This is a genomic window from Frondihabitans sp. Leaf304 (assembly GCF_001423105.1).
GTDB lineage: Bacteria > Actinomycetota > Actinomycetes > Actinomycetales > Microbacteriaceae > Frondihabitans.
Genome location: NZ_LMNV01000003.1, coordinates 42,412 through 56,930, shown reverse-complemented (window position 1 = coordinate 56,930; position 14,519 = coordinate 42,412). Strand labels below are relative to the sequence as shown.

Sequence of the window (14,519 nt, the reverse complement as noted above, 5' to 3'; positions counted from 1 at the left end):
TGCTCAAAGCGGAAGCGCGAGAACGACTGGTCGCCACCCGCCGCGACATGGTCGGTGGCAATCATCAGAGCCGAAGCGAGCGCGACGCGTATGCGCGGCTCTACGAAGACACTCTCGCCCAGCTGAGCGAGGTCGACGACCGGCTCGCGTTCGGGCGCCTCGAGCTCGAGCAGCCCGACGAGACGACGAGCCCCTTGCGTGCGGGCGACCGCACTGACAGCCCCAACAGCCCCAACAGCCCCAACGGCCCCAACAGCCCCAACAGCCCCAACGGCCCCGACAGGACTGACGGCAGCGATGGCGGCGGCAGCACCGGCGCCTATCGCTACATCGGCCGGGTCGGCCTCCGCGACACCGAGCACCACCCGATCCTCCTCGACTGGCGTGTTCCGGGTGCGAGCGCCTTCTACCAGGCGACCGCCGCGACCCCGATGGGCGCCCGCGCTCGCCGGCACCTGACGCTCGAGGGGCGCACGGTCACCCGTATCGAAGACGAGGTCTTCGACCCCACCCTGCTCGACCGCGGCGACGCGCAGCTGCAGGGCGAGGGCGCGCTGATGGCCGCCCTGACGGCGCAGCGCACCGGGCGCATGACCGACATCGTCGCGACGATCCAGGGCGAACAGGATCGCATCATCCGCTCCGGCCTCGACGGAGTCCTCGTGGTCCAGGGTGGGCCGGGCACCGGCAAGACGGCTGTCGCCCTGCACCGGGCCGCGTTCCTGCTCTACTCGCACCGTGAGCGGCTCCGCGGTTCCGGGGTGCTCGTCGTCGGCCCCAGTCGGTCGTTCCTCCGCTACATCGAACAGGTCTTGCCGTCACTCGGCGAGTCCGGCGTCGTGCTGTCGAGCCTCGGCGGCCTCTATCCCGGGGTCGAGGCGACGGCCGACGACTCACCCGACGTCGCCGCCGCCAAGGGGTCGGCTCGCATGGCCGACCTGTTGAAGCGTGCCGTCCGCTCGCGGCAGATCGTTCCGACCGAACCCGCTGTGGTCGACATCGACGGTGAGCGGATGACGGTGCAGCCGCAGCTGGTGGCCGAGGCGATGCGTCGTGCTCAGGAGCGCGGCAAACCGCACAACGAGGGTCGCGTCACGTTCAACAAGCACGCGCTCGCCGCCCTGTCGAAGCAGCTCGTCGCCCAGCTCAAGGCCCGCGGCACGACGATCGACGACTCCGACGAACTCGTGCTGCGCGACGACATCCGCCAGTCGTACGACGTGCGCGTGCTCCTCAACACGGCCTGGTTGCCGTTGACGCCGCAGAAGCTCCTCGACGACCTCTACGCCCGGCCCAACTGGCTCGCCTCGCTGACCCCCCAGTGGACTCCCGAGCAGCGGGCGCTCCTCCGCCGACCCCGCGGCGAGGCGCTGACGATCAGCGACGTTCCGCTGCTCGACGAGGCCGCCGAGCTGCTCGGCGAATTCGACGCGGTGGTCGACGCCGAGAAGCGCGCCCGCAAGCAGCAGCAGAAGCGCGACATCGAGAACGCCGAGCGCGCCATCGAGAACATGCAGGTCGAGGGAATGGTCACCGCGTCCGACATCGCGGGCAACTTCGCCGAGCGGGCCGCCTCCATGACGACCGCCGAGCGGGCGGGCGGCGACCGCACCTGGGCCTTCGGTCACGTCGTGGTCGACGAGGCACAAGAGCTGTCGCCCATGCAGTGGCGCCTCCTCGCCCGTCGTTGCCCGCTGCGGTCGTTCACCGTGGTGGGCGACATCGCCCAGGCGTCCTCGCCGGCATCCGCCGACTCGTGGGAGCGCGCCCTCCAGAGCCTCCTCGGACGCCGCCGCCGCGAGGGCGCCTGGCATCTCGAAGAGCTCACCGTCAACTACCGCACCCCGAGCCAGATCGTCGAGTACGCCGAGGGCGTCGCCCGGGCGAGCGGACTGGCGATCACCCCGAGCCGGTCGGTGCGCGCCAGCGAGTGGCCGGTCCGAGAGACGGCTTCGCAGGATCCTGCGGCAGCCACGCTCGAGGCCGTCGTCGTCGACCGCGACATCGACGACTCCGGCACCCTCGCCGTGATCGCCCCGCCCGAGCTCGTCACGACTCTCGTTGAGACGCTCGACGCCCGGTTCCCGGGTCAGGTCGCTCCCGGCACAGCCTCGCTCACCCGGCCCATCAGCGTGCTGAGCCCGGCGACGTCGAAGGGTCTCGAGTTCGATTCGGTCGTCGTGGTCTCGCCGTCTCGGATCCTTGCGCTGTCGTCGCGGGGCAATGCCTCACTCTACGTGGCGATGACTCGGCCAACGCAGCGGCTGACCGTGGTCGACGTCCCCTAGAGAAGACGGCTCGGGCGCTACTTCGTCGCGGTGCGGTTCTTCACCAGGGCGAGGGCGTAGTCCTCCCACCAGGTGCCGGCGGTCGGCCCGCCGTTGCAGGTGCCGTCACTGGCGCCCGGCGTCTTGACCCACAGCAGGGCATCCACCTTCGTGGCACCGGATCCGACGCGCGGGTTGACGCCGAGGCCCGCGCCCGTGGCGTTGCACCAGGTGCCTTTCCAGCCGGTTCCGTTTCGCGACACGTCGATGACGAAGTGCGATCCGCCGGTGAGCTTCGACACCTTTGTGCCGTAGGCGCGCTCGTCGGTGGTGGGGTAGTAGTTCGAGACGTTGGTTGCGAAACCCCGGGCCTTGGCGATGCCGGCGGCTCGGAGGCGGGAAGCCATGACGGCCGGGTCGACCCAGTGCGAGTTGCCCGCGTCGAGGTAGGTGGTGACGCCGGCACCGGCGAGCGTCGACACCGCCGCCTTGATCAGCGGCACGCGGGTCTTCTCGACCGAGGGGCAGTTGCTGATCATCGCCAGGGCGTCCGGCTCGACGATCACGGCGGCGCGGTGCCCTTTCAGGGCTGCCGCGATCACCCTGTTCCACGGCCCGTACTGCGCCGCGGTGAGCCCACCCGCCGAGTAGTCGCCGCAGTCGCGGTCGGGAATCGCATAGGTCACGAAGGTCGCCGTGCGGTGTTGCGCCTCCGCAGTGGTAAGGGACTTCGCGATGACGTTCTTGAGCTGGGCCGTGGTGTACCAGTCGCCAAGCCAGACCGCGACGGGCTGCGACGAGATCTGCGCGATGGCTCTCGCATCGGCGGTGCGCTTCGCCTTCTTCAGGTCGGCGACGACGGAGGCCGCCTTCGTGTCGGGCTGCGTCGCGAGACCGCCCGGAAAGAGCGTCTTCGGTTTCGCCTTCTGCACCTGCGCCACCGTCAGCACCTTCGCCGGCGCGGCGTGCACGTCCATCCCCTGCAGCAGGCCGACCCCGACCACGGCCGCGGCACCCGTCATCGCGACGACGCGCGCGATCCATCGAAGACGCTGGCCTGACATCGTGATGAGACACCCCTGAAACCGGCCCCGCGAGCACCCCGTGCACTCGGCGTCGGCCGTCGTCCAAGTCCACCAGCCGGGCACCCAAACAACGAGCGCCCGTTCGGGGGAGGGCGACACCCCAGTCCGGGGCACAGGGGCGAGGCGAAGGATCCGCAGTCGGTTCTCTAGGCTGGAGCGTATGTCTGCTTCCAGCGCCTCCGAGCTCATCGATCGCCTCACGGCGGTCATCCCCGACTTTCCCAAGCCCGGAATCCTGTTCCGCGACATCACCCCCGTGTTCGCCGATGCGGAGGCGTTCGGCGTCGTGTGCGCCGCCCTCGCCGAGCCCTTCGAAGGGGGCTTCACCGCGGTCGCCGGAATCGAGGCAAGGGGCTTCGCGCTCGCCGGAGGCATCGCCGCTCAGACCGGCACCGGCGTGCTCACGGTGCGGAAGGCCGGCAAGCTCCCCGGCGAGGTGCTCAGCGAGACGTATGCGCTCGAATACGGCGAGGCGTCGATCGAGTTGCGCCCCGGCCAGTTGCCCGCGGGCTCGAGGGTGCTCGTCGTCGACGACGTGCTGGCGACGGGCGGAACGGCCGAGGCCTCGATGACGTTGCTCGAACGCGCCGGCTACGAGGTCGTCGGCATCGCCGTGCTGCTTGAGCTCGACGGGCTCGATGGTCGTGGGCGCCTCGATTCACGGGTGCCCGTGCACGCGCTCGCCTCCGCCCCGGCCTGACCCCGAAGGGCCGCCCGTTCGGCGGCTCAGACGGTCAGCAGCCCCTGCGGCACGAGCATCCACACGTCGGCAACAGCGGCAACCAGAGCCACCAGGACGAACACGAACACCCAGAACAGCCCGGGCAGGTGGGTGAGCCGGGCGAGCTGATCGGCGTCGGACTGCTGCGTGCGGCTGCGGGTGCGGCTGGCCTGGAGCTCGATGCTGGCGCGAAGTGCACCGAGTGCGAGCACGACGGCCAGCACGTGCCCGAAGACGAGTTGCCACTCGGGGGTGGCGAACCACGTCACGGCAAAAACGATGGCTGCGCCGACGAGGATCACCCAGAGCCCGAACCAGTTGCGGATCTGGATCAGCATCAGAGCCAGCACGAGCAGGAGTGCCCAGAGGAGCCCCGCCGAATACCCTCGGCTCAGCATCCAGGAGGCGCCGAGTGCGGCAAGGGCGGGTGCCGTGTAGCCGGCGAGCAGGGTGATCACCATTCCCGGCCCGGTGCGCGGACCCTTCGACACGGTGAGGCCGGAGGTGTCGGAGTGCAGTCGGATGCCGGTCAGGCGGCGCCCCGTGACGACGGCCGCGAGACCGTGACCGCCCTCGTGCACAACCGTCACGGCGTGCCGGACCGTGTGCCAGGTGCCCGGGAGGACGACGAGGAGTGCCCCGACCACGAGAGCCCCCGCGAGCATCGCGAACTCGAGGGGCGGAGAAGTCTGGGTTGCCCGTGACCAGAGCGAGGCGAGGATGTCCACGCCGCAAGCCTAGAGAGAGCCGCTGACAGTCCCGGTCGCCCGCTGGCGGCCCTCCTCTCACCCGGAAGGATGACCGGCCGTCGTCCTCCAGGCCCGAATACCGATCCCATCAGCGGATAGACCGGATGCACACAGGCTCACCCGGTGCCCGTGCCGCACACTGTTCGGATGCGCTTTCGTCCCTGGCTCCTCGTCGTGACCGTCCTGTACCTGATGGCCGTCGCGTGGATGACCCTGCGCCCGTCCGTCTACGGGCACACGACGGGGGAGTACCTCTACCGCGCTCTCGGGTTCTTCGAACGCCACGACGCCACCAATTGGCTCACCTTCTCCGTCGTCGAATCGATCGCGAACGCCCTCATGTTCGTGCCGCTCGGCTTCTTCCTGGCCCTGTTCTTTCCAAAGCGGCTCTTCTTTGTGGCCGTGGGGCTCTGCGTTCTCCTCTCCGCGGGCATCGAGGCGTTCCAGGGCTCGTTCCTCTCCTCCCGAGTGAGCGACGCCGCCGACATCCAGCACAACGGCATCGGCGGCTTCATCGGCGTGATGATCGCCCTCGTGCTGCGGCTGATGTTCCTGCCGTTCGCGTCGGCGGGCCGCAAGCCCGTTTCGGCGCCGGCTCGTCGGGAGCCCGCCGGGCTGGTACGCTAGGCAGGTTGCCGTCCAACGGCCGCGGAGAAAGAGAGCTCGCGCATCCGGCGCCGAGCACCGCGCAACGACTGAAAGGGGATCCAGCTATGGCACTTGCACCCGAAGTGAAGACTGCGATCATCGAAGAATACGCGACCCACCCCGGCGACACGGGATCCCCCGAGGTTCAGGTGGCTGTGATGACTCAGCGCATCAAAGACCTCACCGAGCACCTCAAAGAGCACAAGCACGACCACCACTCGCGTCGTGGCCTGCTTCTGCTCGTGGGCCAGCGTCGTCGCCTCCTGGGCTACCTCAGCGATGTCGACATCACGCGGTACCGCGCTCTCATCGAGCGTCTCGGACTGCGTCGATAACGACCATTCTCGATAACTGAAGCAAAGCCGCTCGCGGCTTACACTCTTCACTCGAACAGCCCGCCTTCTTCGGAAGGCGGGCTGTTCTCGTTATGGTCGGCAGACCCGGATCCTCGAGTCTTTCCGGTGTGCTGGGCGTCGACTGTCGCGGCAGATCAGTACCAGTTGTGGGCGACCTCGTGCGACCAGGCGCCGCAGGGGGAGCCGTAGGCCGCAGCGATGTAGCCGAGGCCCCAGTTGATCTGGGTGCGGTAGTTCGTCTGCCAGTCGAGTCCGGCCGTCGCGAGCTTCGTCGCCGGGAGCGCCTGCGGAATGCCGTACGCCTGACTCGACGGGTTGAGGGCGCTGGTGCGCCAGCCCGACTCCTGGTTCCAGAGCAGCACGAGGCACGACATCTGCGACGAGTCCCAGCCGTGCGAGGGCAGGGCGCCGCGGGCGTAGGCCTGGGCTCCGGCGGGATCGTCGACGACGCCCGACCCGAGCGAGCCTCCCGCGGATCCTGAGCCGCCCGACGAAAGGGAACCACCCGACGACCCGGAACCCGAGGATCCGCCCGACCCGCTCGATCCGGACGAACCCGACGAGACCGGCGCCGCTGCAACCGGCGCCGCAGCCTTCCTCGCTGCCTCGGCCTGCTGGGCGGCCAGCGCGTCGGCGGCTGCCCGCTTCTGCTGCGCGGCGTAGGCAGCTTTGGCGGCCTCGCCCTGGCGGTACTTCTTCTCGAGGGTGGCCGACGTGCTGTTCAGTGCGGCGAGCTGTGAGTAGAGGGTCGACTGCGTGCGGGTGGCGGTCGCCACCTCGTCGTCAGCCGACTGCTGGGCCGACTGCGCGGTCGAGAGGGCCGTCTTCGCGGTGGCGGCGAGACGGTCGCGCTCGTCGGCGGCGACCTTCGCCTGGTCACTGAGCGACGAGACCGAACGACTCGCGACGGTGGCCTGGTCGAGCACGGTCTGCCACTGCGTCGTCAGCTGCGAGAGGGCGCCGAGCTTGTACAGCGTCTTGTCGGCATTCTCGCCGGTGAGAAGTTGACCCTCCATCGACGAGCCGCCGATACGGAACAGGTGCGCCGCGAGCTGACCGGCCTCCTGGTGGGCTTCGGCCGCTTTGGTCTTCTGCTTTGCCACCTCGGCGTCGAGGGCATCGGCCTGGCTGCTGGCGGCCTGATACTTCTGCTGGGCCTCGGAGTTCGCGGCGTCGGCTTGCAGCGCCGCCTGGCTCTTCGTGGCAGCGGCCTGCTCGAGGCCGTCGAGGGCCGACGTGATCTTCGCGACTTGCTTCTTCGTGGCGCTGGCATTGCCCTTGGCCGCTTCGACCTGGCTCCACGACGGGTACGCCGACGCCGACAGGGGGGAGACGAGGATCCCACAGGTCACGGTGACCACGGCCACCGCGCTCACGACGGTCAGCGAACGGTGGCGCAGCGTGCGCGGGCGCACTCGGGCGAATGGCATGGTCCCGACCATAACGCCGATCACACGAGTAACACCAGTCACATGAGCCACATTCGGCGCGTGCCAGGAGGAAAAATATCGCCTGGTGCTACTCTCGAGCACATAGGACCAGGCTGGCAGCAGCTGGTCACCGGTGGTGATCTTCGGGACTCGACGTCGTTTTCGAGTCGGGCCCGAGCGTTTCTACTGTTGACCAGGCATACGCCACCGCAGGCGCCACTCTCGGCGCTCCGGGTTCGTGTGCGCACCTCTCGTGCCTCGAAGCCTCCTGCTCCTACTGAGTGACATCGCCTCCCACACGGGGAGACGATTCAAAACAAAGAGGAGAAAACCCCCATATGGAGGGTCCAGAAATCAAGTTCGCCGAAGCCGTCATCGACAACGGCAAGTTCGGCACCCGCACGGTCCGGTTCGAAACCGGCCGTCTCGCGCAGCAGGCTCAGGGAGCCGTCGCCGCGTACCTCGACGAAGACACCATGCTTCTGTCTGCCACCAGCGCCTCGAAGAACCCGAAAGACAACTTCGACTTCTTCCCGCTGACCGTCGACGTCGAAGAGCGCTCGTACGCCGCGGGCAAGATCCCCGGCTCGTTCTTCCGTCGTGAGGGTCGCCCCTCCACCGAGGCGATCCTGGTCTGCCGTCTGATCGACCGGCCGCTGCGTCCGTCGTTCGTCGACGGTCTCCGCAACGAGGTCCAGATCGTGATCACCGTCCTGAGCATCGCTCCCGACGAGTTCTACGACGCTCTGGCCATCAACGCCGCCAGCGCCTCGACCCAGATCTCCGGTCTGCCCTTCTCCGGCCCCGTCGCCGGTGTGCGCCTCGCGCTCATCAAGGGCCAGTGGGTCGCGTTCCCGAAGGCCTCGCAGCTCGAAGACGCCGTCTTCGACCTCACCGTCGCCGGCCGTGTCGTCACCGACGCCGCGGGCAACGAAGACGTCGCGATCATGATGGTCGAAGCCGAGGCCACCGAGCACGCCTGGGGCCTCATCCAGGGCGGCGACGTCAAGCCCGACGAGGCCGTCGTCGCACAGGGTCTCGAGGCGGCGAAGCCGTTCCTCAAGGTCCTCGTCGAGGCTCAGTCGAAGCTCGCCGCGCAGAGCGCGAAAGAGATCGCCGACTACCCCGTCTTCCCGCCGTACACCGACGAGGTCTACTCGGCCGTCGCCGCTGTCGCCGAAGAAGAGCTGAAGGCCGTCTACAAGATCGCCGCCAAGGTCGAGCGCCAGAACGCCGACGACGAGCTCAAGGGCCGTGTCAAGGCGGCTGTCGCCGCCAAGGTCGAGGCCGGCGAACTGCCCGCCACGGCCAACGGCCAGGTCTCGGGTGCATACAAGTCGGTCACCAAGAAGGTCGTCCGCACGCGCATCCTCACCGAGCAGATCCGCATGGACGGTCGTGGCCTCGCCGACATCCGTCCGCTCGACGCCGAGGTGCAGGTCATTCCTCGCGTCCACGGTTCCGCCATCTTCCAGCGCGGCGAGACCCAGATCCTGGGCGTCACCACGCTGAACATGCTCAAGATGGAGCAGCAGATCGACTCGCTGAGCCCGATCACGAAGAAGCGCTACCTGCACCACTACAACTTCCCGCCCTACTCGACCGGTGAGACCGGCCGTGTCGGTTCGCCGAAGCGTCGCGAGATCGGCCACGGCTTCCTCGCCGAGCGCGCCCTCGTCCCCGTCCTGCCGAGCCGCGAAGAGTTCCCCTACGCGATCCGTCAGGTCTCCGAGGCGCTCTCCTCGAACGGCTCCACCTCGATGGGCTCCGTCTGCGCCTCGACCCTGTCGCTGCTCAACGCCGGTGTGCCGCTCAAGGCTCCGGTTGCCGGTATCGCCATGGGTCTCGTCTCCGACGAGGTCGACGGCCAGACCCGCTACGCGGCTCTCACCGACATCCTCGGCGCCGAAGACGCCCTCGGCGACATGGACTTCAAGGTCGCCGGTACCTCCGAGTTCGTCACCGCGATCCAGCTCGACACGAAGCTCGACGGCATCCCCTCGGCTGTGCTCGACGCCGCTCTCAAGCAGGCGAAGGAGGCCCGCACGGCCATCCTGAACGTGCTGAACAGCGCCATCGACACCCCCGACGAGATGGCTCCGACCGCTCCTCGCGTCATCAGCGTCCAGATCCCGCAAGACAAGATCGGCGAGCTGATCGGCCCGAAGGGCAAGACGATCAACGCCATCCAGGACGAGACCGGCGCCGACATCTCCATCGAAGAAGACGGCACCGTGTACATCGGCGCTGTCGACGGTCCGTCCGCCGAGGCCGCGCGTGCGCAGGTCAACGCGATCGCGAACCCGACCAACCCCGAGATCGGCGAGCAGTTCCTCGGCACGGTCGTCAAGATCGCGACCTTCGGTGCGTTCGTGTCGCTTCTCCCCGGCAAAGACGGCCTGCTGCACATCAGCGAGGTTCGTAAGCTCGCCGGTGGCAAGCGCGTCGAGAACGTCGAAGACGTGCTCGGAGTCGGCCAGAAGATCCTCGTCGAGATCACCAAGATCGACGACCGTGGCAAGCTCTCGCTCGCCCCGGTCGTGGCCGATGAGGCCGACACCGACGGTTCCGGCGCGACCGAGGAGTCGACTGACGCCTCTGTCGAGGTCTGACCCTCGAGCTGACTGATCGACGAACGCCCGCTCCTGCTTCCGCAGGGGCGGGCGTTCTCGTTGCGCCTGATCGGTGGGCCGAGTGCCGCCGAATGCCGGGCCGCCCCCGCCGTAGACGGCATTAGGCGGCACTCGGGACGTAGCACTAGGCGCCTGGCACCCGCCGCGCGGCAGCGTACTCGACCCCAGAATTGGCGAAGGGCCGGAGCCGCGATCCCCACCGCGGCCCGGCCCTTCTGGCATCGATCATGCGTACCGATGCAATAGTGACGACACCGCTCCCCACCACGAAGAACGATGCCCCGGAACCCTCCCAGGAACCGCACGAGAAGAACATTACGGACGACCCCTGAGGGGAGCACTTGCGCTGACTCTGCGTCTGCTGAACGGTCACGATGAGGTGGCTGTGGAGCGTGCCCCGTGGGATCCTTCGTTTTTCCCGAATTGGGGTGGCGAATTTGGTAACGAGTTGGTGCGGCGCGCTGTTGACTGGACGAGGAGACCGTATTGTCGTCTCAACCCAGGGATCAGGAGACGCAGGTGACGGAGTCGCCCTCGAGCATCGAGACTCCTAGCACCGTGCCATCCGACGTCGTTGCTCCGGCAACCGAGGCGCCGAGCCAGCGCCACGGGCGTCGGGCCGCCCTCACGTCGCCCATCTCCACGGTGCCCGTCGACCTCGGCATCATCCAGCCGCGGCGCCGCCTCAGCACGTCTGACCTGCGCGTGTTCCCCATGGCGCTGAGCGGAAACGTGTTCGGCTGGACGGCCGACGACAAATCGAGCCTCGACGTGCTCGACACCTACTTCAAGGTCGGCGGAAACTTCGTCGACACGGCCGACTCGTACGGCGATGGCCGCAGCGAAGAGCTCATCGGCGAGTGGATGCATTCCCGCCGCATGCGCGAAGACGTGGTCCTCGCGACGAAGATCGGCAAGAGCCTCGACAACCCGGGTCTCACGCCGCTCTCGATCGAGCGTGCCGTCGAGGCCTCGCTCCGGCGCCTCGGCACCGACCACATCGATCTGCTATACCTGCACGTCGACGACACCGACGTGGCCTTCGAGCGAACGCTGCTGGGGGTCGACCGGCTGATCCGTGCCGGCAAGGTGCGCTGGTTCGGTGGCTCGGATCACTCCGGAAATCGTCTCTACGAGGCCCGGATCGCCGCCGGAATGCTGGGCGTCGCACCGATGGTCGCGTTGCAGAACCGCTACAACCTCGTCGAGCGCTCGGAGTACGAGCGCGACCTCGCGCAGGTCGCCTCGCAGCAGCGCCTGGCCGTCATGCCGCGATTCGCCCTGGCGAGCGGATTCCTCTCGGGCAAGTACCGCCGACGCGCCGATGTCAAAGGGCACCGGAGGGGCAGTGAGGTCGCCAAGCTGCTCACCAAGAAAAACCTCAGGATCCTGGCCGAGGTCGATCGGATCGCCTCTCTGCATGCCGCCCCGGCTTCGGCAGTCGCCCTCGCCTGGCTACTGACGAAGCCCAACGTCGTGGCGCCGGTCGTCAGCGCGACGTCTCCGTCGCAGGTGATCGAGCTCGTCGAGGCTGCTCGGGTGCAGTTGACGCGCCATGACGTGGCCGAGCTCGACCGGGTGAGCGCCCACTAGGAGCTGAGTTCACCGGGCGCAGTGCCCGCGAGGAACAGCGCTCGGGAGGAAAGGTGCGCGCTTGGCGCCGTGCCCACTGGGGCGCCGTGCCCGACGACCGCTGTTTCCTACCAGCCGCCGTGCGGGCGCGCTGAGCGGGGGTCAGACGCAGTCGGCGAGGAGTCGCTCGGCCACCCGGGACAGCGCGGCGGTGGAGGCGATGGGGTCGCCGGCGTAGCCGCCGACCATCGCGCCATCGCGGGCGAGCAGGAACTCGTCGGCGGCGTCGCCCGAGAGTGGGTGGCCCGCCTTGCGGAAGAGCTCCACAAGGGTGTCGGTGAACCACTCGCGGTGCTGGAGAACGACCTGGCGAACCGGGTGTGACGAATTCGCAAACTCGGCAGCCGCGTTGACGAATGGGCACCCGCGGAATTCGGGCCGTTGGATGTCGGCGGTGATCGACGCGATCACGCCGCGAATCACGCCGGTGGCGTCGGGCTCGCGGGCTGTGATGGCCTCGACCTCGGCGACGGCGGACGCGTGCCGTCGACCGATGTAGTCGACCACGAGGTTGTCTTTGGCACCGAAGTGCTTGTAGAACGTCGCTTTCGTCACGCTCGACTCGGAGATGAGGCGATCGACGCCGACCGTGCGGATGCCCTCGTCGTAGAAGAGGCGGTCGGACGTGGTCAACACGCGCTGCTTGGCACCGGGACCGGGCTGGTGGGCCCGGGTTGCGGTGGGCTCGACGAGGAGGGAACGCTGGACGGCCGATGGGGGGAATTCGACCGTCACAGCGTGGCTCCTTGAGGACATTTGGCAGGGCCGTCGAAGGGGGATAACGACGGTGCCGACATCGAACGTCCGGCTAGCCGCCGATCGAGTCGGCCTCAAGCGGACCCGGTCGGTGAAACCAGAGTATCACGCAGGAGGACAAACAGACGAGTCTGTCTGTCCACTAATTGCGTACCCCAGTTCGGGTGTCACCCATCCCGTAGGCTCGACGCGATGAACGAAGCAGTGCTGAATCGACTCGTGCGCGGGGGTGCCCGATGAACGGTGCCGTCCCTCTTCCCCTCGATGTCGCCGACCTCTCCTTCCGCGCTTCCGGAGGTGAACTCGTCCGGCGCAGCGTCCTGTCGACGGGAGCGCGGGTACTGACCGAGAGCATGCCGGGTTCCCGCAGCGCCACGGTCGGATTTTGGGTCGCCGTCGGCTCCCGAGACGAAACCGGTCACGAACGCGGCTCGACGCACTTCCTCGAGCATCTCCTGTTCAAGGGCACCCCGTCGCGCAGTGCCTTCGAGATCTCGGTGAGCTTCGAGTCGGTCGGAGGGGAGCACAACGCCGCCACCGCCAAGGAGTACACCTGCTACTACGCCAAGGTGCGTGACGTCGACCTCGACATGGCCGTCGACGTCCTGGCCGACATGGTCACCTCGTCGACGATCGACCCCGACGAATTCGAGGTAGAGCGCGGCGTGATCCTCGACGAGCTCGCCATGGCCGACGACGACGCCGCCGATGTCGGGAGCGAACGCCTCTTCGAATCGGTCTTCGGCGAGCACCCGCTCGGTCGACCTATCGGCGGCTCGCCCGACAGCATCCGCGCAGCACGCCGCGACGATGTCGTCGACCATTACCGAGCCAACTACCGACCGCAAGACCTCGTCGTGACCGTGGCGGGAGCCGTCGACCACGAGGCCCTCGTCGGTCGTATCGAGGCCGCCCTGAGTCTCGCCGGCTGGCCTGATGCACCGGGGGCACCCGTCGAGCGCCGCAGCACCCTCGTCAGCCCCCTGTCGCAGGGCGTTCCGACCCAGGTCATACCGAGGCCGCTCGAGCAGGCGACCGTGCTGCTCGGCGTGCCCGGGCTGTCCCTCACCGACACCCGTCGACCGGTCCTCAGCATTCTGAACGCCGTCCTCGGTGGAGGCATGTCGTCACGTCTCTTCCAGGAGATCCGCGAAAAGCGCGGCCTCGCGTACTCGGTCTACTCGTTTGCGGCCAGCTACTCCGATGCGGGCCTCTTCGGGCTGTACGCCGGGTGCGCGCCCAGAAACGCGCGAGAGGTAACCACTCTCCTGCTCGAGGAGTTCGATCGGCTGGCCGCAGACGGCATCACCGACGAGGAGCACTCGCGTTCCCTCGGCATGCTGGGCGGTGCCGCCGCCCTCGCTCTCGAAGACAGCGACACGCGAATGAACCGCCTCGGCCGGGCAGAGATCTCGATGGGTGAGTTCATCGATCTCGATGAATCGCTCGCCCGCCTGGCGAAAGTGACCCCGAACGACGTCGCCGCACTCGCCGGTGAGCTCCGCTCGGGCGTACTGTCCACCGTGGTCGTCGGCGACATCGAGCCCGAGCTCTTCGGCGCCTCGACCGTTTCCGGCGCGGCAACGACGCCGCCCGAAACCCGATGAAGGAGGCGACAGTGTCGCACTACCTCTACCTCGTCCGACACGGCGAGCAGCAGGACGCCGAATACGGTCTGCCCGACGGGCCGCTCTCGGAACGCGGTAAGCGACAGGCCCGCGCCATCGCCGCACGACTCGGCGGCGTCCCCTTCGACGCGGCCTGGCACTCGCCACTCGAGAGGGCTGCCGAGACGGCGACCATCATGACCGAGATGATGCCGGCCCTCACCCCCGAGCCCTCGACCCTCCTCTTCGACTGCATCCCGTCGGGGCCGACCCCCGATATGCCGCAGGCCTACAAGCCGTTCTTCGGCGGGGTCACCGGAGAAGAGATCGAGGCCGGCGAGGCACAGATGTCCGATGCGGTCGCCGAGTGGCTGACCCCGGCGCGCGAAGACCGTCACGACCTCCTCATCACCCACAACTTCGTGATCGGCTGGTTCGTGCGCGAGGTGTTCGGGGCGCCGTCGTGGCGCTGGATGGGCGTCAACCAGGCCAACTGCGGGCTGACGATCATCCGGGTGCGCTCCGCCAAGCCGCCCGAGCTCGTGACCCACAACGACCTCGGTCACCTTCCGGTCGAGCTGCGGACGGGCCTTCCGGTCGAGCAGCCGCTGTGATTCTGGGGCGGCAGACGGCCG

12 protein-coding genes are annotated in these 14,519 nt (G+C 68.2%); 8 read left to right on the top strand and 4 right to left on the bottom strand.

The features are described from left to right. Positions 1 to 47 precede the first annotated feature (47 nt). Positions 48 to 2,288, top strand: coding sequence for a UvrD-helicase domain-containing protein (locus ASF54_RS10615; RefSeq protein ID WP_084816275.1), 2,241 nt, complete (start codon positions 48 to 50; stop codon positions 2,286 to 2,288). Positions 2,289 to 2,305: 17 nt separating this feature from the next. Here the strand turns inward: ASF54_RS10615 and ASF54_RS10610 are convergent, their stop codons facing one another. Next, complete coding sequence (locus ASF54_RS10610; RefSeq protein WP_162237124.1) at positions 2,306 to 3,331, bottom strand: glycoside hydrolase family 6 protein; 1,026 nt, start codon at positions 3,329 to 3,331, stop codon at positions 2,306 to 2,308. A 181-nt stretch (positions 3,332 to 3,512) separates the two neighbouring features. On the opposite strand from ASF54_RS10610, the gene ASF54_RS10605 reads away from it, so the two are divergent. Next, on the top strand, positions 3,513 to 4,052 hold the full coding sequence (locus ASF54_RS10605) for an adenine phosphoribosyltransferase (protein WP_055962568.1): 540 nt from the start codon (positions 3,513 to 3,515) through the stop codon (positions 4,050 to 4,052). A 26-nt stretch (positions 4,053 to 4,078) separates the two neighbouring features. On the opposite strand, the gene ASF54_RS10600 is transcribed toward ASF54_RS10605, so the two are convergent. After that, positions 4,079 to 4,801, bottom strand: a complete 723-nt coding sequence (locus ASF54_RS10600) for a M50 family metallopeptidase (protein WP_055962565.1) — start codon at positions 4,799 to 4,801, stop codon at positions 4,079 to 4,081. 168 nt (positions 4,802 to 4,969) lie between these two features. Here ASF54_RS10600 and ASF54_RS10595 point away from each other — a divergent pair, with 168 nt between their 5' ends. Both ASF54_RS10595 and rpsO read left to right on the top strand, forming a co-directional pair. Then, a complete protein-coding gene (locus ASF54_RS10595; RefSeq protein WP_157510150.1) occupies positions 4,970 to 5,449 on the top strand; it encodes a VanZ family protein in 480 nt (159 codons plus the stop codon). An 86-nt stretch (positions 5,450 to 5,535) separates the two neighbouring features. Next, complete coding sequence (gene rpsO, locus ASF54_RS10590) at positions 5,536 to 5,805, top strand: 30S ribosomal protein S15 (RefSeq protein ID WP_055962559.1); 270 nt, start codon at positions 5,536 to 5,538, stop codon at positions 5,803 to 5,805. Between the two features lie 155 nt (positions 5,806 to 5,960). On the opposite strand, the gene ASF54_RS10585 is transcribed toward rpsO, so the two are convergent. After that, on the bottom strand, positions 5,961 to 7,256 hold the full coding sequence (locus ASF54_RS10585) for a coiled-coil domain-containing protein (RefSeq protein ID WP_157510149.1): 1,296 nt from the start codon (positions 7,254 to 7,256) through the stop codon (positions 5,961 to 5,963). Between the two features lie 338 nt (positions 7,257 to 7,594). Here ASF54_RS10585 and ASF54_RS10580 point away from each other — a divergent pair, with 338 nt between their 5' ends. Together ASF54_RS10580 and ASF54_RS10575 are read left to right on the top strand one after the other, a co-directional pair. Continuing rightward, a complete protein-coding gene (locus tag ASF54_RS10580) occupies positions 7,595 to 9,868 on the top strand; it encodes a polyribonucleotide nucleotidyltransferase (protein ID WP_055962554.1) in 2,274 nt (757 codons plus the stop codon). 579 nt (positions 9,869 to 10,447) lie between these two features. Further along, positions 10,448 to 11,482, top strand: coding sequence for an aldo/keto reductase (locus tag ASF54_RS10575; RefSeq protein ID WP_235481033.1), 1,035 nt, complete (start codon positions 10,448 to 10,450; stop codon positions 11,480 to 11,482). Positions 11,483 to 11,623: 141 nt separating this feature from the next. Here the strand turns inward: ASF54_RS10575 and ASF54_RS10570 are convergent, their stop codons facing one another. Continuing rightward, entirely contained in the window at positions 11,624 to 12,256 is a 633-nt protein-coding gene (locus ASF54_RS10570) for a TetR/AcrR family transcriptional regulator (protein ID WP_233573103.1), read from the bottom strand. A gap of 257 nt (positions 12,257 to 12,513) precedes the next feature. On the opposite strand from ASF54_RS10570, the gene ASF54_RS10565 reads away from it, so the two are divergent. Next, positions 12,514 to 13,884 (top strand): M16 family metallopeptidase, encoded by a 1,371-nt coding sequence (locus tag ASF54_RS10565; protein ID WP_055962551.1) that lies wholly within the window; start codon positions 12,514 to 12,516, stop codon positions 13,882 to 13,884. 11 nt (positions 13,885 to 13,895) lie between these two features. Next, positions 13,896 to 14,498 (top strand): histidine phosphatase family protein, encoded by a 603-nt coding sequence (locus ASF54_RS10560; protein WP_055963877.1) that lies wholly within the window; start codon positions 13,896 to 13,898, stop codon positions 14,496 to 14,498. Positions 14,499 to 14,519: the final 21 nt, after the last annotated feature.